Origin of the sequence: Exiguobacterium sp. K1 (assembly GCF_033721435.1) — a bacterium.
Taxonomy (GTDB): domain Bacteria; phylum Bacillota; class Bacilli; order Exiguobacteriales; family Exiguobacteriaceae; genus Exiguobacterium_A; species Exiguobacterium_A artemiae.
In genome coordinates this window covers 290,827-313,528 of the sequence record NZ_JAOTIT010000002.1, presented here as the reverse complement: position 1 = coordinate 313,528, position 22,702 = coordinate 290,827, and the positions used below count along the sequence as shown (strand labels likewise).

Genomic DNA, 22,702 nt, shown 5'->3' with positions numbered 1-22,702 from the left:
ACATATTTTAGATTGGAGCGAAAACAAACATAATGCGAAAAATTGGAATGTACATAGTAGCGTGTCTGCTTGTCTTTGGTATCATCACACCAGCTCATGCAGAAACGATCTCTGCATGGGATGTCACCGGAACGGGAACGAATCCGTATACGCTGACGTTCACGGGAGAAGGAACAGTCAATCTTGAATCTGAAACGGAATTGGTTTTTGAAGGCGGATTGACGGGAGAAGCGATTGATATCGCCAAAAACCCGACCGTCACATTTACAGCGGAAACGGCACCTGTCGTGAAAGTCACATCGACGGATCAGGCGAAGACGATTTTGATTCAATTCGGCCGTGAAGTCAAAGCGGAGCCGACACCGGAAGAACCCGTGACAACGGAACCAACACCGGAAGAAAAACCGACACCGGAGGAGCCGGCGACGGAAGAACCAATCAAAGAAGAACCCGTGAAAGAAGAACCGGTCAAGGAAGAACCGAAGCCGGAAACGGAACCCGTCAAGGAAGAGCCGGTAAAGGCGACGACGGGAATCATCAACGGAATCATCTGGTTTGACGAAAATGAAGACGGGATCCGTCAGGAAAAAGAAACACGGATCAGTGACGTCCCGGTGTACCTCTTAAATAAAAACTATGATGTCGTCGAGGAAGTTTACACGAAAGACGGATTCTATACGTTCAAGGACATCAAACCGGGCACGTATTACATTGAAGTGTATGGCATGGACATCGGGTACTATTACACGTCTCCTCAACACGAAGGAACAGATCCGACGATCGATTCGGATCTTGACGAAGAGGACATGGCAAAAGTGAAGCTGCAAGCAGGGGACATCGTTCAGGTTGATGCCGGTCTCTACGGTCTCGAAGACGAAGAAGTGGACATGGCGAATCTTCTGATCGTCACGAATTTCCTCGATGCCAATAACGATCAGATTCCGGGTTACACGGAGCAGACGATTCCTGCGACCTATACGATTACGGATGCCATCACGGGGAAAGACGTCTACACGGAAGAAGTCGGAAAAGACGATGCCTTGTCGATCGAGTTGACACCGGGTACATACACAGTGAAAACGGAAGTCGCTGCCGGGTACACAGTCGAAGCGATGCACCACGTCTCGCTTGATGACATGATGGATTCGTTCGAATTGACGAAAGCCGGAGCGGAAGCACTTGCTGTCGGTATGGCGGATGAAGACGAAGAAGAATTCCCGGGATACGATGAACTCCTCAAACTGTTCAAACGAAAAGCAACGACGGATTCGGTCACGTTGACGGATGAGACGATGGGGTATTTCCTGCTTGCTGAAATCAAGAAGGCGAAACCGGTCGTGGAACCGAAACCAACGCCGCAACCGACGAAGACATCGACTACACCGGCGCAAGCACCGGTTACGGAAGTCAAAGCAGACAATCCGGAGACAAGCACAAGCAATAGCAATGCGTCCGGTGAACGACTCCCGCAAGCAGGGGAAGAGAAACCGTTCCCGTACGCAGCGACAGGAGCAGGACTGGCAGTCGTCGGACTCTGGTTATTGTTACGACGCGCAGGATAAGGACAACCCTCTGGACCACACCGGTTCGGAGGGCTTTTTTGATGTGTGTATTGATTGACACACACGCACACACGTGTGTATAGTAAGGGTATCAAATGAATGGGAAAGAGGGATTACGATGTTAACGACAAAACAGATCAGTGAATTGTTACGCGTATCGGAAGAGACGGTCCGCCGCTGGATCCGCACAGGCGAATTACATGCGGAACAGGACGGTAAAGGGTATTTGGTCGACGAGCTGGCACTCAAACGTCTGGTTGACGAGAAGTCACAGATCCCGGGCAACGCGATGAATAAAGTTTTGCCGATCATCAACGACCTGTTTGGTCCGGAAGCGGCGAAGTTTGCCAAGTCAAACCTGTTTGATCCGCTCCGTCAGTCGATGGATCAGTCAGCACCACCACGTCCGGAAGCGTCACCGGAGTCGGTCGCAGAAGAACTGAGCCAACTGAAACGGAAAAAACGTCGCCTCGAACTCGAACATGAACTGAAGCTGCTAGAAATCGAAGAGAAGATTGCCGTCCTCGAACAAAAGGCGTCACGTCTTTAATCGAAGTGCTGAAACGATTCCGTCAACCGGAGTCGTTTTTCTTTTGGATGGAAACTCTGACGAGCAAACGAGTACGGCTTCCGCAACAGGCTATGCGACAATGAAAGCATCATAAGTGGAGGAGTTGGAAAAATGTTCGAACGTGATATCAAGAATCATTGGCAAGTGACGTATCAACAAAACGGTTATCCCCATGTCCAGCAAGGCTGGGTGTTGTCACCGGACCGCAAAGACGAGTTTGATCCGTTTATCCTGATGGCGGAGGACTGGTTCAAACGCGGGACATTTTCCGATCATCCGCACCGCGGCTTTCAGACAATCACGTATGTCATCGACGGCCGGCTCGAACATATCGATAACCATGGCGGGCACTCGATTTTAGATGCCGGAGACATCCAGTACATGAATGCAGGCTGGGCGGCTCGGCATGCAGAAGAAGCGGTCGATGACGATTTGATTCATACGTTGCAACTATGGCTTAATCTACCGAAGCGTTTGAAAGAGACGACGACATCGTATCAAAACGTGTTGCTTGAACAAGCCCCAGTCGTGACGTTTGACGGCGGACACGTCCGCGTCTATTCCGGTGAGATTGCCGGCGTGACGGGACCGCTCGACAGTCTTGTCCCGATTACGATGAGTGAGATCTTCCTGGAACCGGGTACGACGTATGAGCACCTCTTACCGACGAACCATAATGCCTTTTTGTATGTCTTAGCCGGCGAACTGGAAGTCGGGACAAGCAAAACCCGACTTTCGAAGACGATGGCCGCGACATTGACGTTTGACGAACAGGCAGCAGGGGACAGTTCACTTGCGCTGACGGCGGTCAGCCGGACGAAGGTCCTGATTTACTCCGGCCAACCGATCCGGGAGGAGACGATTGCCTACGGACCGTTCGTCATGAACACGGAAGACGAGATCCGTCACGCATACCGCGATTACCATGACGGAAAATTCGGACCACCGGCCGTCCTGTAACGACAAAAAAACCAGTTCCGTTGATCGGACTGGTCTTGTGTGATCGATAGGCGGACACCGCTCGACCTCAATTTGAGGCAGAACCGGTCGTCCGTTTTTTCTTGCGGCGCCAAAACCAGTAACCGAGCCCGAGTGCAATCGGGATCGCGGCCAGGTAAGGGTTCGCTTCTAAATAACTGATGATCTCAAACAGCGCGAACCATCCACTGAGTAAACCGAGGATGAGTAAGATCGTCCGAATCGCTTCGGGAAGCTTGCGGATACGATATGCGAAGAGACATACGAGGCAAAAGATGATAATCGCCACGAGCATTCCTCCCATTCCCGTATTCAGTATAGCGTATTCGAAAAGCTTTTTCGATGTTGAATGATGTGTTTTTTATCAGCAGGATTTTCGAACAATCCAACTTCCTGACCTGTCATGTAAGGTGAGTCCATCAAGGATTCATCCTATTTTTTATGGAAAAGGAGAAGAAGGATGAAAATCGATTACTTCAGCGTCATGCCGAGTGGTCCGAAAGGCGCACTGGAAACACATTGTCTGACAAACGGAAACTGGTACGAACGGATCAGTGAGGAGTGGGAACGGGCGATCCATTACGGAGCGGGTCTGATCCGGATCAAGGACAAGGGGGCTGAATTGCGGATTCCAATCGAGTTCGGACTCGGTTATGTCCTGCAATACTTACGGCAGTTCACGGCAGCAGAACGACATACGGTCGACCGGGCGAGACGGCATCTCCAGCAACAACTCGAATGGATCGGGCGGGGTCTGCCGATTCAATTGCGTCGCCTCGGGGACATGATCGAACTGACGGCGGACGCGGATCACCGGTTTCAACGGGAAACATTTTTAGAGGCAGTTGAGCAAGCGAATCAGAGTATATCTTGATAATGAAGCCGTCACGAACAATTCGTGACGGCTTCATTATATTTCAGAAAAACATTAAGTAGTGTGAAATTCGATAAAAATGTAAGCGTTTTTTTAAAAAGGTATGACCATTTTCTCAATTTCCATATACGACCTGTAAATATATTTTACTAGTTACTACTATTCACCTAATTTTTACAAAAAACCTATTGTCGTTAGTTTCTGAATTTTGTATATTTGAGCTGTAGCTGAGTGATTCACTGATTTCAAAGTGAGGCTTGGTACGAACCTATGACATACCGAATGCCTTACCTGTAAGGCGTTCGACAGCATGTTCCTGTTCATCCCAAACTGGATACATAATGGATCACTGACGATCGTCTACTGAATAGGCGATGGATCGGCGTGTGAAACAGAACGTATTCCTCCGAAGAAGGCAGGGACTTTGTTGAATGGATTAAAGTAAAATATTTGTAAATATTTACTTTAAGTGTAGGTTATCTGGTTGGGGTTGTCGCATTTAGTTTTGAAAGACAAGAGGAGGAATTGTAAACATGGCTTACACGAAAAAATCAAACAAATTGTACGCTGCTGCAGCTGCACTCGCAGTCACTGCATCTGTCGTCGCACCGGTTGCTGCTGACGCGGCTTCGAAGGTCTCTGTTAAATACATCGCTCCAATTTTGATGAAACATGCAGGCGGTGACAAGTACGCTGTTAAGAAATTGACGTTGCCTAAAAAGGTCAAAGTCAAGCTCACAAACGGCAAGTACGAAATGCGTTCAGTGAAGTGGAACGGTACCGTGAAGTTTGAGAAGAAATACATCAACAAGTTCCAAGTCTTGTACGGCACAGTTGCCGGTACTTCTAAAAAAGCAGTCCTCAAAGTAGAACTTCAGAACTATCCGGTTGATGTCCTCGAACCAGTCCTCGAACCAGTTGCAGTCGGAGGGAAAGTTGTTCTTCCAAGCACAATCAGCATTCGTTATAAATCGGGTATCATCGTCAAACGTCCGATCAGCAAGTTCAACCTGAAAACACCGGATACTTCAAAAGCCGGCAAATATAAACTTGCTTATTCATACAAAGGTGCGAACTCTGTCATGACAGGTTCAATCAAATATGAAGTCAAAGCAGCGAACATCATGAACGTCATGGGAAGCGTCGACGATCAGACACTTTCTGTTAAGGCGGACGTCATGTACGCAGCGGCAGGCGCAATGGCAGAACTCTTAATCTACCCGGGTAAAGATATGTCAAAAGCACCGATCGTCGTCAAAGGATCGCTTTCGAACGGGAAATTCATGGCTTCGAAAGGCGGAATCCCTGAAGGCACACACAGCTATGTCGTCAAAGTCGGCGATGTGAAATCAGCAGCAATGGACTTCACAGTAGCGAACACGATGCTGACATCAGCAAAAGCAATCGGCAACAAAAAAGTCGAAGTTTCGTTCTCACGTGCCGTTGACAGCGCATCAGTCGAAAACTTCAAAATCGCAGGCGGAACAGTTACAGCTGTTACCCTCAGCCCGGACAAAAAATCAGCACTCCTCGACGTGTCAGGCCTTGAGTACGATAAAGACTACGCAGTGGAAGCGAAAGGCATCATGATCGGCGGCGTCGCTCGTGACCTCGGTTCAATCAGCTTCATGACACAAGGCGTTGAAAACCTCTGGATGCTGGAAGTTTCACCGAAAGCATCGACAATCGTCGCAAACGGAGCCGACAACACAGAAGTGACGTTCTTGCTCAAGGACAAAGCAACGGGTGAAGTCGACAAAAACGCAGACGATATCGTCTTGAAATTATCAACATCATTCGGTGCTCTTGCAAAAGACCGCGTGACAATCCAAGACGGAAAAGCAACGGTACTGCTTACTTCAGAGTTCAGCAACACGGACCTCGAAGCCATGATCCGTGCAGAAATCATCGAAACGGCAGCAGGCGACTACAAAAACCTCATCGGTAAGATTTCAGGAGAGACGAAAGTCAAGTTCAGCACAATCGCTGTGACTCCGGCTCCGATCGAGATGATCAACGTTCTTGCAGCTGAATCGAACCAGGCAGATCGCGTGACGGTCTTCCTTGATAAAGCCGTTTCACGTGAACTCTTACTCAAATCATTCGGACTTGATAAAGTCATGCAAGGTCTTCACGAAGAAGATTACCTCGCAAACGACAACATCCAGATTGAACAATTTGACGGTATGAAACGTGTCATCGGTGTGAAAGCGATTCCTTCGAATCCGAAAGCATTCGAATTGATCCTGGACAAAGAAACACCACTCCAAGACAATGCAGTCGTTAAGCTCGTCGCCAAAATCACGAGCAGCACGGATACAGAAGTGAAATCAAAAGCAAGCTTCAAGTTGACGGATGCTCGTCCTGCTGAAGTCACATCTGTTAAAGCAGTCGGTCTGAATCAACTCGAAGTGAAATTCTCTGAAGCGGTCGATTCTGCGAAATTCAAAATCGACGGTCAATACGGAGAGAAGTACTTCAAAGTCATCCATTACGGATTTGACAACAAAACTGGTGTCGATCGCCGTGATACAGTCCGTATCATGCTCGATGACAACTATCCAGGTGTCAAAGAAGGTTACTTCGCTGCAGGTAAACACTCGCTTCAAGTCTGGGATACAATGGACTTCGCAGCACTTTCAGATGAAAGCAACATCGGAACGACACAAAACCTCGACTTCACGGTTGCGGCAGATACAGTCAAACCGACAGCCGGCGTCGTCGTTGAGTCACCTGAGCAATTCCGCGTGATGTTCAGCAAAGGCCTCAAAAATGCGAATATCCTTGCACTGCTTGATAACGAACTGAAGTTTGAGCGTTACAACTCGAACACGAAGAAATACGAAGACTTCAGCAAGTATGTCAATGTCACGTCTTATAACAAAGAGACGGGCGAAGCTGTCATCGAGTTGATGAAAGATTGGACAGAAATCTACGATACAGTCAACACGAAAGAAAACTACTATAACGATAAGTTCCGCATCACGCTCGAAAAAGGTGCTATCCAGGCCGAAGCGAACGGTGAGAAGAACGACGCGTTAGTCCTTGACCTTAACTATGAAGGATCGCCGCTCAACACGCCGGACCTGAAGAGTGCTGAGATCAACACAATCGACCGCGTACCAATGACAAACGACTTCGTTGTCATGATGAGCGAGCCGGTGAAAATCCGTGACCTCGATGAGTACAACACGCCACTCATCAATGCGGACGGTATCGTCTTGCCTCCGAAAACGACAGTTGAATTCATCGGTAAGAACAAAGATGGAAAAATCGTTACGATTGACGGGTCTGTCGTCAAGTACACGGATACAACGGACAAAAATTTCCAAGTCAAAGCAAACGAGAGCCTGCAAAAACTCGTCGACATGGAAGGGTACGGCGAAGACTGGAAAGTCGTCGTCAAATCATTGTCTGATGATGTCGGTAACACGGTTGCAACAGCGACACATGACTTCAAACTCATGAAAACGCCTGTTAAACCAGTCTTGACACCGTTCGAAATCGTTAAAGTATCAGCGAACGAGAAAAACGAGAAAGACGTCATCCGCGTCAAGTTCACAGAGGGTGTTCAATACTCTGGTATGTACGATGCGACAAGCACAGCGAACTATATCCTGAACGGAAAAGCACTTCCGGTCGGAACAAGCATTTCGCTTGCTGACTCGGATGACAATGTATCAAATGGACTGGATATCGTTAAGATCAAAGTCCCGGCTGGTACACTCAAAACGTTGTCGAACGTCATCGTCGTCAACAAAGATCTTCAGTCATACGACAACTCAGTCTTGACTGGCGGTTACGAGAAAGCAGTTCTTCTCGGATTAAACTAATCTCCTCGAACACCTTTCGTCCAGGAATGGATGAAAGGTGTTTTTTGTATTTTCCTTCTATATAAATAAACGAATGAGGTAAATGATTTGCAATATCCCACATTATTCCAAAAATAATGGGTATATAGGTGTATGGACCTAAGACAATTGAAGGAGTGAAGGAATGGAAAAAATCATTACAGGAAGTCTCTTAGCCGGTTTGTTGATGGGATTCAGCATTAACGGGGAAGCAGTTGATCAACAAAAAACCGTCAGTCCAACACAGAAAACCGTCAGTACAAAACAAATTAAACAAGCAAAAGCCTTGCCGACATTTCATGGTAGTTATGCAGGAACACCGATGAAAGGACGATTTGATGAAGACGGATTTGATATCTGGTACATGGATGCAAAAGACTTTGTTCAGGACGGGACCCATCTTGAATTTGATTTGGATTGGGATGTCTATGGCACGATGTTCACAAGTAAAACCGATATTGATGCCGGACGTGTCTACAGTCGATATTTCCAGCGCAATGACGAGACGATGTATTTCCCGCTCAGCTGGAGTGGCCGGCAGTACTTGGTGTTGGAAGGATATCCGGGCGATACATATTCCGTCCCGTTCAGTGTGTCGCGGTACGAACCGATTGATCTGACCGGCAGTTCCTCTGTTAAAGAAAAAGCGAGTACGGCAACGGCCCTCATCGTCCAAACGAAAGCCGGTATGGTACGTGGTAGCAGTATCGGTGCCAAGTCGGTCCAAGCGGTCGCTCCGGAATTACGTCTGGAAAAGTTAACGTATCGTTCAGCGGCGGAAGCAAAAGTAGCGAAACAGAAGTTTGAGCAGTCGAGTACGACGGCGTACGTCGAATACGATACACCGATTCAAGCGTTCGGAGCCGATGCTTTTAAGAAACACCAATGGTCCTTGTTGAACACCGGTCAGAAAAAAGGTCTCAAAGGAGCGGATATCGGTCTGACGGCGATGCAAAAACGGATCGCGAAGAAGAAACAGTCGACGACGCTCGTTGCGGTCATCGATTCCGGTGTCAATCCGAGTTATGCGGATTTCGCCGGGAAAGTCCGGATGGATCTCGGTTACGATTTCGTCAACCGTTCAAAAACCGCATGGGATGATTACGGTCACGGCTCGCATGTCGCCGGTATCATTGCAGCGGGTACGGACAATACGTACGGCATGACAGGCATTAACGCGAAAGCCGCGATTATTCCAATCAAAGTGCTTGATGAGAACGGTGCCGGTTATACATCGGACTTGGTCAGTGGCATCAATTATGCGGTCAAAAAAGGCGCCAAAGTCATCAATCTCAGTCTTGGTGGCGATACATCTTCGAAAGCGGTCGAGTCGGCACTGTCTTATGCGAAAAGTAAAAATGTGTTGATCGTCGCGGCTTCCGGTAATGCCGGCAAAAAAGCATTATCGTATCCGGCCCGTTCGAAATATGTCCTCTCGGTCGGTGCAACAGGCCGGACGGATAAGCGGGCTTCGTTCTCGAACTACGGAACAGGACTTGATCTCGTCGCACCCGGCGTTTCGATTCCAAGTTATCTCGCCGATGGAGAGTTGGCTTTTGCGAGTGGGACGTCAATGGCAGCGCCACACGTCGCAGCAGTCGCCAGCGTCTTGTACAGTCTCAAACCAAGCATCAAGGCAACGGACGTGGAGAATATCCTCAAGAAATCAGCGAAAGACCTGGGTTCGAAAGGATATGATACGACGTATGGTTCCGGGCGTCTGAATGCCGACCAGGCAGCGAGCTATATCAAATGAAACTAAAAGTGGATCCAGTTGATACTGGGTTCGCTTTTTTATTTCGTGGTTAAAAAGCAGAAAAAAATTGCTTTGAACGTAAAAATTAGGTGTTTAGCGTAAAATTTTCCATTATACTGGTTGTATAGGTCAAAAGATGGATGAGGGAGCGGGAAAATGAAAAAATGGATGGCAGGACTGACAGTAGTAGGTCTCCTTGGGACGATGATCCCGATGCAAATAGATGCAGCAGGTACCGGCGCAAAAAAATTACCGACGCTGGACACGAAAACAAAGAAAGCCTACATCAAAGGAAAGTTTGACAGTAAAGGAAAAGCGTTGTTCTACTTTGACACGAAAACCTACCTGACAGGCGGAACCCATCTGAAATTTGCTGCCGACGAGACGGAAGCGGTCACCGTGTATAAGTCACAATCCGATTACAAACGGCAACTCGTCTACGGCCGGTACGATCAAATCACGGATCAGTCACTAGTCTTCCCGCTCAGTTGGAGCGGTCGTCAATACATAGAAATCGAAGGGAAGAAAAATACGTCGTTTGTCGTGCCGTTTAAGCTCGAACGGTTGCAACCGCTTCGGGAGTCGCTTGGTCAATCGAGAACGGTCGCGAAGTCACGCAGCCTCGTCGTCAAGATGACGGGTACGAGCAGCCAAAAACAACAACTGTCCGAGAAGACAGCAGCCGTCAAACACGAAACGATTGACGCCGGTCTCGGACTGGAGAAGTTCACGTACCGGACGGTCATGCAGGCACTGGCGGCGAAACAGCAACTCGCGAAAGCGAGTGGGGTTGCGTACGTCGAGCTCGACAGTCAGATGCACGGACTCGGAGGCGACGTCTTTAAATCGTATCAGTGGTCACTAAACAATACAGGGCAACGCGGTGGCGTCAAAGGCGCCGATATCAACTTCGATGCGATGAAGAAACGGACCGCCGTTAAAAAACAATCGACGGTGCTCGTCGCGGTCATCGATACCGGGATCAATCCGACGTACGCGGACTTTGCCGGACGTGTCCGGATGGACCTCGGTTACGATTTCGTCAACCGCCGTCAACTCGCGATTGATGATCACGGGCACGGCTCGCATGTCGCCGGTATCATTGCGGCGAACAGTAACAATACGTACGGTATGTCCGGCATCAATGCCAAGGCTTCGATCATTCCGATCAAAGTGCTGGGGGAAGACAACTACGGGTTGAACTCGGATATTGCGAAAGGCATTTTACATGCCGTCAAACAAAAAGCCAAAGTCATCAATATCAGCATCGGCGGTGGTTTCTCATCCCGGGCAATTGAAGACGCCCTCGCCTATGCGAAGAAAAAAGGGGTTCTCGTCATTGTCGCTTCCGGGAACGAAGGGCAAAGTAAATTGTCGTATCCGGCCCGGTCCCAGTATGCGTTTTCGGTCGGATCGACGAACCGGTTCGATAAACGGTCGTCCTTCTCAAACTATGGCAAGGGACTGGATTTAGTCGCTCCGGGACAAGACATCCCGAGTTATCTCAGTGACGGCGAATCCGCTTTTTGGAGCGGGACTTCGATGGCAGCCCCTCACGTCGTCGGTGTCGCGAGTCTCCTCTACAGTCTGAAGCCGACGATCAAAGCATCAGAAGTGGAAGCGATTCTCAAAAAATCAGCACAGGATCTTGGTGCCAAAGGATATGATCCGTCATACGGATACGGGCGACTCGATGCGGATAAAGCTGTGCGGTTACTGAAATGAAGAGAGTAGGGACAGTATGAGAGTTTTGAAACAACTGGTGTTGATGCTGGTCATCGGTGTTCTCTGCTTAAGCGGGACACTCGATGGACAAGCGGCATCCAAGGAAGAGCAAAGTGTATTAAAAGACTACCGGTCGTTTAAATTTGGTCTGACACTGACGCAGGTCGCCAAAGTCATGTACGGTCCATCTTACAAACAACATTTGAAACAGACGAATGGAGCGACGGTCTTTAAGAAAAAAGCAGATTGGGCTAAGAATGAACAAGGTCATCGGTCACGGCAATATTCGTTTTATGACCAATCAAAGACGTTATCCCAAGTGACGACGCTTAAATTTTACACAAAGAAGAACAAAACAACATACTACCTCACGGAAAAGACGCTGCAGTTTGTAGCAGATACGACTACTGGTTTACGTGAAAGTACTCGGATGCTCCGACATGTGACACATATTGAGGGAGAAGAAACGGAAGCAGAGCTCGATCAGCTTTTGTCCGGAAAAGGATTGGGCATGGTAGCGCTGCGTTGGTCTTGGAATTATCGTGCTGTTCAAACCAAACAGCAACAAAAAGAGCATGACTACCGGGGACAAGCTAAAATGTATGTCTTTAAAAGTTCGAATCCAAAGAAACAAATCAGTATGACGATGGGATTTGACGACCGAAGCAAGCAGTATAAGTTAGATAACTTTTCTATCTTCCCGATTGAAATGAAGTGAAAAGGAGCAGTCTTTCATGTTAAAAGGAATGTTGAAATACGCTGTCCTGGTGTCGCTCATGACATCAACTCTAGTAATCAATCCTGTCGAGGCGGCGACCAAACAGGAAAAACAAGTTACGACCGCCTTCACGAAATATAAGACAGGAATGACCATTACCGAGTTTGCAAAGCAACGATATGGTAAGACTTATAAAAATCAGTTGACGAAAAAGAACGGACGGACAGTTCTGAAGGAAAAGTCACCGAAGCAAGATACATCTGAGCAGATGGATTTCCTCTATTACATGATTTACGACAAGAAAACAGGTGATTCGAAAAACTATATGACGTTCTTCTTTACGGTCAAACCGAAGGGAAAGGTATACCGCTTAGCTTTAAAGTCACTTGATTTCCGTGGGGAAAATCCGATGGGCGTCCGGCAAAGCGACAAGCAACTGAAAAGAGGAAAACAAATTAAGAATGGTATGACGGAACAGCAACTCGATAAAGTGTTGATAGGAGAGGGACTTGGCGACTGGATGACCTGGTCAGTAGCCGATTTCAGTCATACGCTGTCCAAGCGGGACATGGAAAGAATGGGATTGGGTCAAGGGAAAGGACGAGGGAAAGTCTATCTTTTCCGGACCAATCATCCGAACGAGCGGTTGCGAATTGAGATGGCCTTTGATTTAGATAAAAAAAACTATCGCGTCAGTGGCGCTGAGACCTTCTCGAGTGATCAAGAACTAGACTAAACCTTAAATTAAAACAGAAAAGAGTGAACACACATGACGACAACATTTGGTAAACTCACAATCGCGGTATTAATCGCCGGATCAACACTGATCGCCGGAACAGCAGAAGCGGCAACGAAACAAGAAACAAAGGTAACGACACAATTCAAGACGTTGAAGAATGGGATGACGATTGAACAGGCAGCAAAAGTTCTTTACGGAAAAGACTATAAAAAACAATTAACGAAAAAGAACGGAATGACCGTCCTCAAGCAAAAAGCAGAGGCGACGAGCACGACACAAGGTCAAAAGACGACGATTTATAGTTTTTATGACAAAAAGGAAATCGTGCCTTCTGATATTACGACGCTGATGTTCATGACGAAGAAAAATAGTTCGGTTTATCGTTTGACATCGAAGTCGCTTGATCTGTTCCGTGACTCTTCGACAGGCGCGCGTGAAAGTAAGATGAAACTTGCAAAAGGCGCGAAAATTAAAACAGGAATGACTGAAAAACAATTGGATGGTGTATTGTCAGGAAAAGGATTGGGCGAATGGACAGGACTGGATTCAATTGATATGACATCTGTCCAAACTAAGCAGGAGATCGATTTAGGACTTGCGATTAAATCAGAGTTTAAAACATATGTCTTCCCGACTTCGACAAAACAGAAAAAATTTGTCATGCTCGAATACAATGCAAAAAAGAAAATGTACACTGTCTCAAGTCAAATGTCATATTAATACGGACGAAAGAGTCTGCCAACCGGTAGACTCTTTTTTTCATCTTTTCCCGTTTTTGACAATTCACCCGTAATTTTCAGTATACTCGACTGTAAGATCGTTTTTATTTGACCGATAGTAACGAGAACTCATGAAGTTACATAGGAAACAAGCAACGTATAATAGAAGGGAACGTGGGAAAGTGGAACGTGTCAAAAAAAGAAAGAAAGTCAAAAAGCGCTGGACGCCGTTAAAGGTTATGCTGTTAATCGCTCTAGTACTGGTCGTCGGAATCGGAGGGTTTATCGGCTACACGTATTATCAGGTTGATCAAACCGTCAAAAAGATTCAGTCGCCGGTCAAAAATACGGGTGACGAAGTCGTCGAAAAACAAAAACCGGTGTCGGTCTTGTTACTAGGAGTCGATCAACGTCCGGGGGAGCGGGGGCGGAGTGACTCAATCATGATTATGACGCTCAATCCGACACAAAACGAAAGTCGTTTGATCAGTATCCCACGCGATACGAAAGTTGATATCGTCGGTAAGGGGACAAATGATAAAATCAACCATGCCTATTCGTTCGGCGGACCGGAGATGGCAATCAAAACCGTCGAGAAGTTTCTCGATATTCCAATCAACTACTATGCGGAAATCAATATGGAAGGATTCACCTCACTGGTGGATGCTGTTGGCGGTGTCACTGTCAACAACGACTTGGATTTTAAAGTCGGCGATAAACAGTTCACGGTCGGAAAAATTAACTTAAACGGTGACGAAGCCTTGAAGTATACACGGATGCGTTATGAGGATCCGCGTGGTGACTTCGGTCGTCAAATGCGCCAACGCCAAGTCATTGAACAAGTCGTCGCCAAATTATCATCGGACGTTTCTGTCAGTAAATTCAATGCAATCATGGATGTCGTCGGTAAAAACGCTCAGACGAATGTATCGTTCAAACCGATGCGGACGCTTGCCTTTGATTATATGGATGCGTTTAAAAACCAAAAGAATTTAAAGCTTGAAGGAACAGGTGGAAAAGAAGCGGATGGCATTTATTACTGGCATCCGACTGATGATTCACTGGCCCGAACGAAAACCGCATTACGTTACTCGCTTGGTCTGGAGTAAACAAAAGGGACAATCCATTTTTCGGATTGTCCCTTTGCGTTTCATCATGTTATAAATTTTGTTCCGCCAAGCGCACTCGGCTGGTACTTGTTTCTGTTTGTTCAAACCGTTGCAGACGGTAAGAATTACTTGTGACAAGACCAGTCGTCTCCGTTTCCAGTTGAAGCGGCGCAAGGGTAGCCAATTCAGCATTTGTGATCGCTGTTTCCGACCAGTCAATCGCGATGACTTTATCGTTTTGGAGTGTAAAGAAATGATTACCGTAGAACAGGTAAGTGTTTACTTCATCAGAAAACGTCCGTTCCGGTGGACCATAAGCACTATTTAAATCTTCGGCAGATTTGCCGATAAGGTCAATGAGCGTCTCAGTAACGAAGCTTGTATCGAGATTATCACCGACCCATGTTAATAACGATTCGTCGGCAATTGCATCTTCTTTCAGTGATTTTGTCGTATCCACCGTTTTGATGTATCCGGTCAATTCGTCCGTCAATTCGATTTTGCTGACGGTATCCGTTGTTTCAAGAATCCGGTATCCATCACCAAAGTCGGCTTCGTAAAGAGTATCGGTTAGACCGGAGTCACTGTAAATGTTCGTGTTACGGGTTTTGACGTAAAGAACGTCAGGTTCTGCTTTCACAGCGGGTGTTTCTTCCTCAGTCTTTTCCTCGGATTTTTCAACCGTCACCGGTTGTTCGACGGATGATTTCGGTTTTGTGTCGGGAGACGCGATGTAATTCGAATAGACATACGTCCCACCGGCGCCGAGGAAGAAACAAAGAAGCAGTAAGGCAATCCATCCCCATGGAATTTTTCGTTTAGAGCGCGGTTCGGGTCTTGTTTTGATTTTCTTTCTGCGTGATGCTTCTGGTTCACGGTGCGTCCGCGATAAGGCTGGAGCAATTTCGATGTCCTCTTTAGGTTCGACAGGACCATCTTCCTCAAGAATCGGACGAGCCACGAGTGTTCCGTAAAAATCAGCTAACGCTTCATGATGTTTGCCGGCTAAAAAAGCTGACCATTCGTCGGCGGTTACTGTATCCTGCTTGAACGGAACAAGTGGTGTCTGGCCTGTCAAACGAATCATCGTATCCGTTAACGATTCTGTCGAAGCAAGGCTTAAACGAATCCGTTCATGAAGGCGACGGATGTCTTCTTCCGAGTGCGATGTATAGTATTGAAGGGCTTGTAGAGAGCGATGCATGAAGATCTTCCTCCTATGTTGATATCCGGAAATTCATGTAAAAAGAAACATGTCATTCTTTATTATACGCAACAAATTTCAAAAAACGTATGGTATTTCCTGAAATTTAATCAACCATTTCCCAATTTTTTGTTATACTGAGTTCTAGTTGATGAAAAAAGACACCGTATTAGACAAATAAAGGAGAATAATCAAACCATGAATGAAACGATCAGCTTACAAGAATTATTTTCAATTTTGAGAAAATCGCTTTGGCGGATTCTCGCACTGACCATCGTCGCAGCCGTCATCTCATTTGCCGTCAGTACCTTTTTAATCAAACCGACGTATCAAGCCGGTACACAGATTTTGGTCACACCGAAAAAACAGGAAAACGATGTGATTGATGCTTCGCAAGTCCAATCGTCCGTCACACTTGTCAATACATACCGTGTCATTATCAAGAGTCCCGCTATCTTGGAAAAAGTTCAAGCAGAAGTCGAAAACGCACCTGACAATATCGGTGCTTTGAACAATATGATTACTGTCGAGAGTGAACAAAATTCCCAGGTTATCAACGTCTCTGTCCAAAATACGGATGCCGCCCTTGCGTCAAACGTTGCAAACTCCGTTGCCAAAGTCTTCAGTGAAGACATCACGGACCTGATGAACGTCGATAACGTCAAAGTATTATCTGTTTCAGGCATTCCGACTGCTCCGGTCAGTCCAAATATCATCTTGAATACAGCAATCGCCGCAGTGGTTGGCTTCTTACTAGGTGTAGGACTTGCTTTCTTACGTGAAGTACTCGATCGTCGAATCCGCACAGAGGAACAAGTGCAACAAATTCTTGACTTGCCTGTTTTAGGAAGTATCCCGGATATTGACAGCAAAGTCTTCAAGTCATCAGCGAAAGCAACAAAGAGAGAGGCGGCAAAACAATATGGCTAAGAAAAATAAGATGAATAAAGATGCCCGTAATCTGATTACGGTCACTCAACCGAAGTCGCCAATTGCAGAGCAATACCGGACAATCCGGACAAATATCGAATTCATGGCAGTCGATAAAGAGATTCAGGTCATGCTTGTGACATCAGCGACACAAAGTGAAGGGAAGTCGACGACTTCTTCGAATCTCGCGGTCGCATATGCCCAGCAAGGAAAAAAGGTCCTGATCATCGATACCGATATGCGTCGTCCGACGGTTCATTATACGTTCCGGGTTGCCAATGGTCTGGGATTATCAAGTTTGCTGACACGACAAGCCGAGCTTGAAAAAGCCATTCTTCCGACAAAAGTCGAAAATTTATCGATCTTGACGGCAGGACCAATCCCGCCGAACCCGGCTGAATTATTATCGTCTAAGGCGATGGAAAACCTCATTTTGAAATTACGGGAAGAATATCATGTCATCATCCTGGATGCACCGCCATTACTTCAAGTCGCTGACAGTCGAATCACATCTAAATTGACAGATGGTGTCGTCCTTGTCGTCAGCTGTATGACATCGGATCGTCAACGTGTTTTGAAGGCCAAAGAACAACTCGAACTGGCCGAAGCGAAGATCCTCGGCGTTGTCTTGAACCGTCGTGAACTGACGGATGATTCAGCGTATCAATACTATTATTCCTATGAATAAGGGGTGCCATCATGGTTGATCTTCATTGTCATCTTTTACCGCTGGTCGATGACGGTCCGGCGAGTATCGAGCAAATGTTACAGCTGGCAGAGCAGGCAGCAAGTGAAGGGGTCACACGAATCATCGCGACACCGCACCTGTTTCATCCGCAGTTCGAGACGGAAGACGTCGATGTAAAACTGAACGTCGATGAACTAAACGTCCTGTTCCATCAGCGAAGTATTCCAATCACCGTATATCCGGGACATGAAATTCGTTTGACGGGTAATTTGATTGAAGAAGTTCAAAAGGGTATGGCGTTGCCACTTGCGGATTCACGTTATTTACTGATTGAATTTCCTTCGACCGGAATCCCGTCCTATGCGCGACAAGTGTTTGCCGAATTAATTTCTGACGGCTACGTTCCCGTCATCGCTCATCCGGAAAAAAACAAAGCGATCATTCAAAATCCAACGTTACTGTTTGACTTGATTTCAAATGGGGCGATCAGCCAGGTGACCTGTGCCAGTCTGATCGGGAAGTACGGCAAAGACGTCCAACGGTTTGCCGTTGCCTTACTCGAAAACGGACTGGCGCATCTTGTGGCGTCCGACGCCCACCATACTGAAAAACGTCCGTTCTATTGGGAACAATGCCGAAAGTATTTGGAGCATGAATTAGAAGACTGGTTGTACGAAGAAATTTATGAGAACAATGAAGCAGTTCTTCTAAATCAACTCGTGACGATAAATCCTCCAAATCCAGTCGAAAAGAACTGGAAGGGTCAGTGGGTATAAAGGGTTTAATGTGAAGAAAATGTAAAGAGAGTGAAAACACACTCTCTTTTTTCTATGTTAACGTTTACAATATCAAAAATTGGAAAACTTTATGGAATAAACAGCAATGGATGTGTTATCTTAATTTACATAAAGAATGCCAAATTGATTATATTATGGGAATCTGAAATTAGAACTGGGAGTGAACATCATGAAACGAGTAAAAAAAGCAGTCATCCCTGCAGCTGGGCTCGGCACACGTTTTTTACCGGCGACAAAAGCGATGCCGAAGGAAATGTTGCCGATCGTCGATAAGCCGACGATTCAATATATCATCGAAGAAGCGATCGAATCAGGAATTGAAGATATTTTAATCATTACTGGTAAAGGCAAGCGGGCCATCGAGGATCACTTTGATTCAGTTCCGGAACTGGAAGCAAACTTGATTGCGAAAAACAAATCGGAGTTGCTCCATCTCGTCGAAGCGACAACAAACATTAATATCCATTTCATTCGTCAATCAAAGCCAAAAGGTCTTGGAGACGCAATTCTGCAAGCGAAAGCGTTTATTGGAAACGAACCGTTTGTTGTCATGCTGGGTGACGATATTGTTCAAGCAGAGGTACCATGTACACGCCAATTAATCGAGCAGTATGAGGTTACGAACAGTTCAATCATCGGTGTACAACCGGTTGCGGATAAAGATACGCATCGTTACGGGATTGTCGATCCGAGCACAAGCATCTCAGAGAATTTACATAAGGTGAAATCATTCGTTGAAAAACCGGCTCCGGGAACAGCACCATCGAATTTAGCAATTTTAGGCCGCTATTTATTGACACCGGAAATTTTTAAATACTTAGAAACACAAAAAGTCGGATCGGGCGGTGAAATTCAATTGACCGATGCGATTACGCGACTCAATGAAATGCAACGGGTCTTTGCCTACGAATTCGACGGAAAGCGTTATGATGTCGGTGAAAAACTGGGTTTCATTCAAACGACACTCGAATTTGCCTTGAAACGCGATGATCTTGGAGACGATGTGGCCAAGATGATGGAAGAATTACTGGCAGAACGAGCAAAAGCATCTTCACTTGTCTAAGTACTTTTCACCAATCATAAACAGAAAGGAGACTGCTTTTTGAAATTCTACTATTATTACCGAACCCTGACGTTAGCTTGTATTGATGCCGTAGCTTTAGGAATCGCGATGGGGTTTACTTATTTTTTCTTATATCCTAAAGAATTGTTTGAACTCATTGATAGTCAGTTGTTATTGCAATCAGCTGCTGTCTTTGCTTTGTTGTTCGTCACATTGGCTTTCTTAATGAAGCTGTACCGTGTCAACTGGAAGTATGCAAGTATTCAGGAGGCACTGACTTTATCGTTGTCACTTGGTGCAAGTTCGATTGGCTTAATGGTCTATCAGAATTTGGTGTTTGGACAAGTGCTCGAACGGATCACAATTCTTAGTTTTTGTATTTCGCTATTGCTGCTTGGTGCGATTCGTGTGGCCTTACGCTTACTTGGAATTGGTCAACATTGGCGCAAATATGCATTACCTCGCCGGATGGTCAAGTCACGTAAACGCACGCTTGTCATTGGAGCTGGTCGAGCCGGACGTTCGTTAGTTCGACAATTGTACGCGTCACCGTTTCATGAGTTAAAGCCTGTTGCTTTTTTGGACGATGACCCTAAAAATATGCATTTCATTATTCAAGGGATTGAAGTTGTTGGAACAACAAAAAATTTAAAATCTGTCATTGAAAAACACCAGATTGAAGCGATTGTCCTTGCAATTCCATCATTAACACAACAACGACGGATTGAACTAATCACGGAAGCGAAAACGCTTTGTAAAAACGTCCAAACGTTGCCAATGATTGAGGAGTTGATTACAGGTAAGGTTTCTGTCAGTGCGATTCGTGATGTTTCCATTGAGGATTTGCTGGGTCGTGAGCCGGTCGAACTCGATATTTCAGGAATTAAATCAGAAATTGAAGGACGAACAGTCCTTGTGACCGGAGCGGGTGGATCGATTGGATCAGAAATTTGCCGACAAGTCATTCAATTTAATCCAACAACGATTTTACTACTTGGTCATGGAGAAAATAGTATTTACCTGATTGAACGAGAACTACGTGGACTTCAGTTTCCGATTAACTTAGTCCCCATCATTGCCGACGTTCAAGATCGAACGCGACTGGAAGAAGTGTTTGCGACACATAAGCCACAGGTTGTTTTCCATGCAGCGGCCCATAAGCATGTTCCGTTAATGGAAGCAAATCCGTACGAATCAGTCAAAAATAATGTATACGGAACAAAAAATGTCGCTGAAGTGGCTGATTTATTCGAAGCAGAACGCTTTGTCATGATCTCAACTGATAAAGCCGTGAACCCGACGAACGTCATGGGCTCAACAAAACGGATTGCCGAAATGGTTGTTCAGGAACTGGGACGTCGCAGTAAAACAAAATTTGCGGTCGTTCGTTTCGGAAATGTACTGGGTAGTCGTGGATCGGTTATTCCACTCTTCAAGTCACAAATTTTAGCAGGTGGACCGGTGACGGTCACTCATCCAGAGATGACACGTTTCTTCATGACAATCCCGGAAGCTAGCCGTTTAGTCATTCAAGCCGGTATCTTAGCGGATGGTGGAGAAGTGTTTGTCCTTGATATGGGTGAACCGGTCAAGATTGTGGATCTTGCGAAAAATATGATTGAACTGAGTGGTTTTACAGAAGACGAAATGCCAATTGTGTTCTCAGGGATTCGCCCGGGGGAAAAAATGTATGAAGAATTACTAAAAGACGGCGAAGTGGACCCGGAAGCAATTTATCCAAAAATCTTTGTCGGTCGAACGCGACAAAAAGAACCAGTTATGAATATTTTGAATGTAGTGGATCGCCATAAGAATGTACCACTGCAATTAAGAACGGTCTTACTTGATATTGCGAATGATGTGGTTGTGCGTGAAGAAAACTTAGTTTGATAAACCGTATATAAAAAGGAGGAATGAAATTTGAATTATTTAAAAATCAAACGTCCCCTGGGGTTTTCGATTGCCTTCGTTGCTTGTTTAGTATTAATTCCTGTTTTTATACTGATTATGGCTGCCATTAAGGTGGAGTCACGGGGTCCAGTATTCTTTAAGCAAAAACGAGTCGGTCTGAATAAAAATCATTTTAATATTTTAAAATTCCGGACGATGTATATTGAAACACCAAATGATACTCCAACTCATTTGCTAGCAGATCCAGATGTATATATTACGCGTGTCGGTAAGATCCTACGGAAAACTAGTCTCGATGAATTGCCACAGCTATTTAATATATTAAAAGGTGAGATGGCGTTTGTCGGACCACGTCCGGCGTTGTGGAATCAATACGATTTAATCGACGAGCGAGACAAATACCAAGCGAATGATACGTTACCCGGGTTGACAGGTTGGGCACAAATCAATGGTCGGGATGAGTTACCGATTGAGATCAAAGCCAAGCTAGATGGAGAGTATGTCAAGCGAATGGGAATCCTAATGGATACATGGTGCTTCATCGCAACAATCTTTAGTGTTTTAAAAAGCGATGGAGTAGTTGAAGGTGGTACCGGAAGAATTGCTGTGAAAGAAGTTGCAGCTAGTGAGATAAAAAAATAATGAAAAAAATTCTTATACTAGGGAAAAATAGTTATGTAGGAGAAAAACTATATTGTTATTTAAATAACAAGAAATGCGAATATCTAGTAGACAGTATCTCTTTAAGAAATGTGGATATTCAAAAATTGGATTTATCTAGCTATGATACAGTAATTTATTTAGTAGGAATAGCACATAAAAAAGAAACTAAACAAAATAAAGCATTATACTATGACATCAACTACAAGTTAACTTGTGATTTTGCGGAAGAGTGTAAAAAGCAACATGTAGAACATTTCTTGTTTATAAGTTCCATGAGTGTATTCGGAAGCGATGAAGGAATGATTGATCAATTTACCATACCAAAACCCAAAACTCACTATGGAAAATCAAAGCTACTTGCAGAAAATTATTTAGTGCAGAACTTAAGAGATAATAAATTTAATGTAACTATTGTTCGGCCTCCAATGATTTATGGATTTAAATCTATTGGTAACTACAGCAAATTATCATCTTTATCTAAAAAAACGCCTTTATTTTTAAATGTTAAAAATAAGAGAAGCATGATATATATTGAAAACTTACTTTTTTATATTGAGGAGATTCTAAAATTAGAAAATCCTAAGACATACTATCATCCTCAAAATAGCTATTACATGAACACTTCTTTAATGGTTAAAGAAATAGCTGGAATTCATCAAAAAAAAGTGAAATTTATAAATATAAATAAATTTTCACTTTCGTTTCTTTTAAAAATTAAAATACTTAATAAAATATTTGGAGATTTGTATTATAGTCATAATTTTTCCAGAGATAATAATATTAATTTCATCGAAAAAGATTTTCTCACATCAATACATAGATCGGAGCAAAAATATTGAAAAAA

General features: G+C 45.2%; 20 protein-coding genes. 18 read left to right on the top strand and 2 right to left on the bottom strand.

The window, feature by feature from the left end:
- Positions 1-47 precede the first annotated feature (47 nt).
- The 3 genes from N7U64_RS06860 (at position 48) to N7U64_RS06850 (ending at position 3,093) form a co-directional block, all read left to right on the top strand.
- On the top strand, positions 48-1,562 hold the full coding sequence (locus N7U64_RS06860) for an SdrD B-like domain-containing protein (protein ID WP_318928980.1): 1,515 nt from the start codon (positions 48-50) through the stop codon (positions 1,560-1,562).
- Between the two features lie 118 nt (positions 1,563-1,680).
- Positions 1,681-2,112, top strand: a complete 432-nt coding sequence (locus N7U64_RS06855; RefSeq protein WP_012371518.1) for a helix-turn-helix domain-containing protein — start codon at positions 1,681-1,683, stop codon at positions 2,110-2,112.
- Between the two features lie 132 nt (positions 2,113-2,244).
- Positions 2,245-3,093, top strand: coding sequence for a pirin family protein (locus tag N7U64_RS06850; protein ID WP_318928976.1), 849 nt, complete (start codon positions 2,245-2,247; stop codon positions 3,091-3,093).
- A gap of 67 nt (positions 3,094-3,160) precedes the next feature.
- Here N7U64_RS06850 and N7U64_RS06845 read toward each other — a convergent pair whose 3' ends face one another.
- Positions 3,161-3,406, bottom strand: a complete 246-nt coding sequence (locus N7U64_RS06845; protein ID WP_376778098.1) for a hypothetical protein — start codon at positions 3,404-3,406, stop codon at positions 3,161-3,163.
- A 165-nt stretch (positions 3,407-3,571) separates the two neighbouring features.
- On the opposite strand from N7U64_RS06845, the gene N7U64_RS06840 reads away from it, so the two are divergent.
- From N7U64_RS06840 to N7U64_RS06805, 8 genes are all read left to right on the top strand, one after another.
- On the top strand, positions 3,572-3,985 hold the full coding sequence (locus N7U64_RS06840) for a hypothetical protein (RefSeq protein ID WP_290828347.1): 414 nt from the start codon (positions 3,572-3,574) through the stop codon (positions 3,983-3,985).
- A gap of 533 nt (positions 3,986-4,518) precedes the next feature.
- Entirely contained in the window at positions 4,519-7,818 is a 3,300-nt protein-coding gene (locus tag N7U64_RS06835) for a hypothetical protein (protein ID WP_290828345.1), read from the top strand.
- Positions 7,819-7,981: 163 nt separating this feature from the next.
- Complete coding sequence (locus tag N7U64_RS06830; protein WP_318928972.1) at positions 7,982-9,592, top strand: S8 family peptidase; 1,611 nt, start codon at positions 7,982-7,984, stop codon at positions 9,590-9,592.
- A 156-nt stretch (positions 9,593-9,748) separates the two neighbouring features.
- Positions 9,749-11,317, top strand: coding sequence for a S8 family peptidase (locus N7U64_RS06825; protein ID WP_318928970.1), 1,569 nt, complete (start codon positions 9,749-9,751; stop codon positions 11,315-11,317).
- 16 nt (positions 11,318-11,333) lie between these two features.
- A complete protein-coding gene (locus N7U64_RS06820; protein WP_318928969.1) occupies positions 11,334-12,035 on the top strand; it encodes a hypothetical protein in 702 nt (233 codons plus the stop codon).
- A 16-nt stretch (positions 12,036-12,051) separates the two neighbouring features.
- Entirely contained in the window at positions 12,052-12,771 is a 720-nt protein-coding gene (locus N7U64_RS06815; protein ID WP_290828336.1) for a hypothetical protein, read from the top strand.
- A gap of 33 nt (positions 12,772-12,804) precedes the next feature.
- Positions 12,805-13,494 (top strand): hypothetical protein, encoded by a 690-nt coding sequence (locus N7U64_RS06810; RefSeq protein ID WP_318928966.1) that lies wholly within the window; start codon positions 12,805-12,807, stop codon positions 13,492-13,494.
- 181 nt (positions 13,495-13,675) lie between these two features.
- Positions 13,676-14,602, top strand: a complete 927-nt coding sequence (locus tag N7U64_RS06805) for an LCP family protein (RefSeq protein ID WP_318928964.1) — start codon at positions 13,676-13,678, stop codon at positions 14,600-14,602.
- 49 nt (positions 14,603-14,651) lie between these two features.
- Here N7U64_RS06805 and N7U64_RS06800 read toward each other — a convergent pair whose 3' ends face one another.
- Positions 14,652-15,806, bottom strand: a complete 1,155-nt coding sequence (locus N7U64_RS06800; protein WP_318928962.1) for a hypothetical protein — start codon at positions 15,804-15,806, stop codon at positions 14,652-14,654.
- 198 nt (positions 15,807-16,004) lie between these two features.
- Here N7U64_RS06800 and N7U64_RS06795 point away from each other — a divergent pair, with 198 nt between their 5' ends.
- From N7U64_RS06795 to N7U64_RS06765, 7 genes are all read left to right on the top strand, one after another.
- The gene (locus N7U64_RS06795) at positions 16,005-16,736 is read left to right on the top strand and encodes a YveK family protein (RefSeq protein WP_114597488.1); all 732 of its coding nucleotides are present in this window, start codon (positions 16,005-16,007) and stop codon (positions 16,734-16,736) included.
- A complete protein-coding gene (locus tag N7U64_RS06790) occupies positions 16,729-17,424 on the top strand; it encodes a CpsD/CapB family tyrosine-protein kinase (protein ID WP_026830246.1) in 696 nt (231 codons plus the stop codon). The genes N7U64_RS06795 and N7U64_RS06790 overlap by 8 nt, the downstream gene beginning before the upstream one ends.
- Before the next feature lie 11 nt (positions 17,425-17,435).
- Positions 17,436-18,200, top strand: a complete 765-nt coding sequence (locus N7U64_RS06785) for a tyrosine-protein phosphatase (protein WP_318928958.1) — start codon at positions 17,436-17,438, stop codon at positions 18,198-18,200.
- 190 nt (positions 18,201-18,390) lie between these two features.
- Complete coding sequence (gene galU, locus N7U64_RS06780; RefSeq protein WP_318928957.1) at positions 18,391-19,284, top strand: UTP--glucose-1-phosphate uridylyltransferase GalU; 894 nt, start codon at positions 18,391-18,393, stop codon at positions 19,282-19,284.
- Between the two features lie 39 nt (positions 19,285-19,323).
- Positions 19,324-21,174, top strand: coding sequence for a nucleoside-diphosphate sugar epimerase/dehydratase (locus N7U64_RS06775; RefSeq protein ID WP_318928956.1), 1,851 nt, complete (start codon positions 19,324-19,326; stop codon positions 21,172-21,174).
- Positions 21,175-21,204: 30 nt separating this feature from the next.
- On the top strand, positions 21,205-21,837 hold the full coding sequence (locus N7U64_RS06770; protein ID WP_318928955.1) for a sugar transferase: 633 nt from the start codon (positions 21,205-21,207) through the stop codon (positions 21,835-21,837).
- Positions 21,837-22,697 (top strand): NAD-dependent epimerase/dehydratase family protein, encoded by an 861-nt coding sequence (locus tag N7U64_RS06765; protein WP_318928954.1) that lies wholly within the window; start codon positions 21,837-21,839, stop codon positions 22,695-22,697. The genes N7U64_RS06770 and N7U64_RS06765 overlap by 1 nt, the downstream gene beginning before the upstream one ends.
- Positions 22,698-22,702 lie beyond the last annotated feature (5 nt).

What these genes read in the sequence shown, in the direction of transcription:
- N7U64_RS06860 (WP_318928980.1), top strand. Translation starts at nt 48, where the DNA reads ATGTACATAGTAGCGTGTCTGCTTGTCTTTGGTATCATCACACCAGCT.
- N7U64_RS06855 (WP_012371518.1), top strand. Translation starts at nt 1,681, where the DNA reads ATGTTAACGACAAAACAGATCAGTGAATTGTTACGCGTATCGGAAGAG.
- N7U64_RS06850 (WP_318928976.1), top strand. Translation starts at nt 2,245, where the DNA reads ATGTTCGAACGTGATATCAAGAATCATTGGCAAGTGACGTATCAACAA.
- N7U64_RS06845 (WP_376778098.1), bottom strand. Translation starts at nt 3,406, where the DNA reads ATGCTCGTGGCGATTATCATCTTTTGCCTCGTATGTCTCTTCGCATAT.
- N7U64_RS06840 (WP_290828347.1), top strand. Translation starts at nt 3,572, where the DNA reads ATGAAAATCGATTACTTCAGCGTCATGCCGAGTGGTCCGAAAGGCGCA.
- N7U64_RS06835 (WP_290828345.1), top strand. Translation starts at nt 4,519, where the DNA reads ATGGCTTACACGAAAAAATCAAACAAATTGTACGCTGCTGCAGCTGCA.
- N7U64_RS06830 (WP_318928972.1), top strand. Translation starts at nt 7,982, where the DNA reads ATGGAAAAAATCATTACAGGAAGTCTCTTAGCCGGTTTGTTGATGGGA.
- N7U64_RS06825 (WP_318928970.1), top strand. Translation starts at nt 9,749, where the DNA reads ATGAAAAAATGGATGGCAGGACTGACAGTAGTAGGTCTCCTTGGGACG.
- N7U64_RS06820 (WP_318928969.1), top strand. Translation starts at nt 11,334, where the DNA reads ATGAGAGTTTTGAAACAACTGGTGTTGATGCTGGTCATCGGTGTTCTC.
- N7U64_RS06815 (WP_290828336.1), top strand. Translation starts at nt 12,052, where the DNA reads ATGTTAAAAGGAATGTTGAAATACGCTGTCCTGGTGTCGCTCATGACA.
- N7U64_RS06810 (WP_318928966.1), top strand. Translation starts at nt 12,805, where the DNA reads ATGACGACAACATTTGGTAAACTCACAATCGCGGTATTAATCGCCGGA.
- N7U64_RS06800 (WP_318928962.1), bottom strand. Translation starts at nt 15,806, where the DNA reads ATGCATCGCTCTCTACAAGCCCTTCAATACTATACATCGCACTCGGAA.
- N7U64_RS06795 (WP_114597488.1), top strand. Translation starts at nt 16,005, where the DNA reads ATGAATGAAACGATCAGCTTACAAGAATTATTTTCAATTTTGAGAAAA.
- N7U64_RS06790 (WP_026830246.1), top strand. Translation starts at nt 16,729, where the DNA reads ATGGCTAAGAAAAATAAGATGAATAAAGATGCCCGTAATCTGATTACG.
- N7U64_RS06785 (WP_318928958.1), top strand. Translation starts at nt 17,436, where the DNA reads ATGGTTGATCTTCATTGTCATCTTTTACCGCTGGTCGATGACGGTCCG.
- galU (WP_318928957.1), top strand. Translation starts at nt 18,391, where the DNA reads ATGAAACGAGTAAAAAAAGCAGTCATCCCTGCAGCTGGGCTCGGCACA.
- N7U64_RS06765 (WP_318928954.1), top strand. Translation starts at nt 21,837, where the DNA reads ATGAAAAAAATTCTTATACTAGGGAAAAATAGTTATGTAGGAGAAAAA.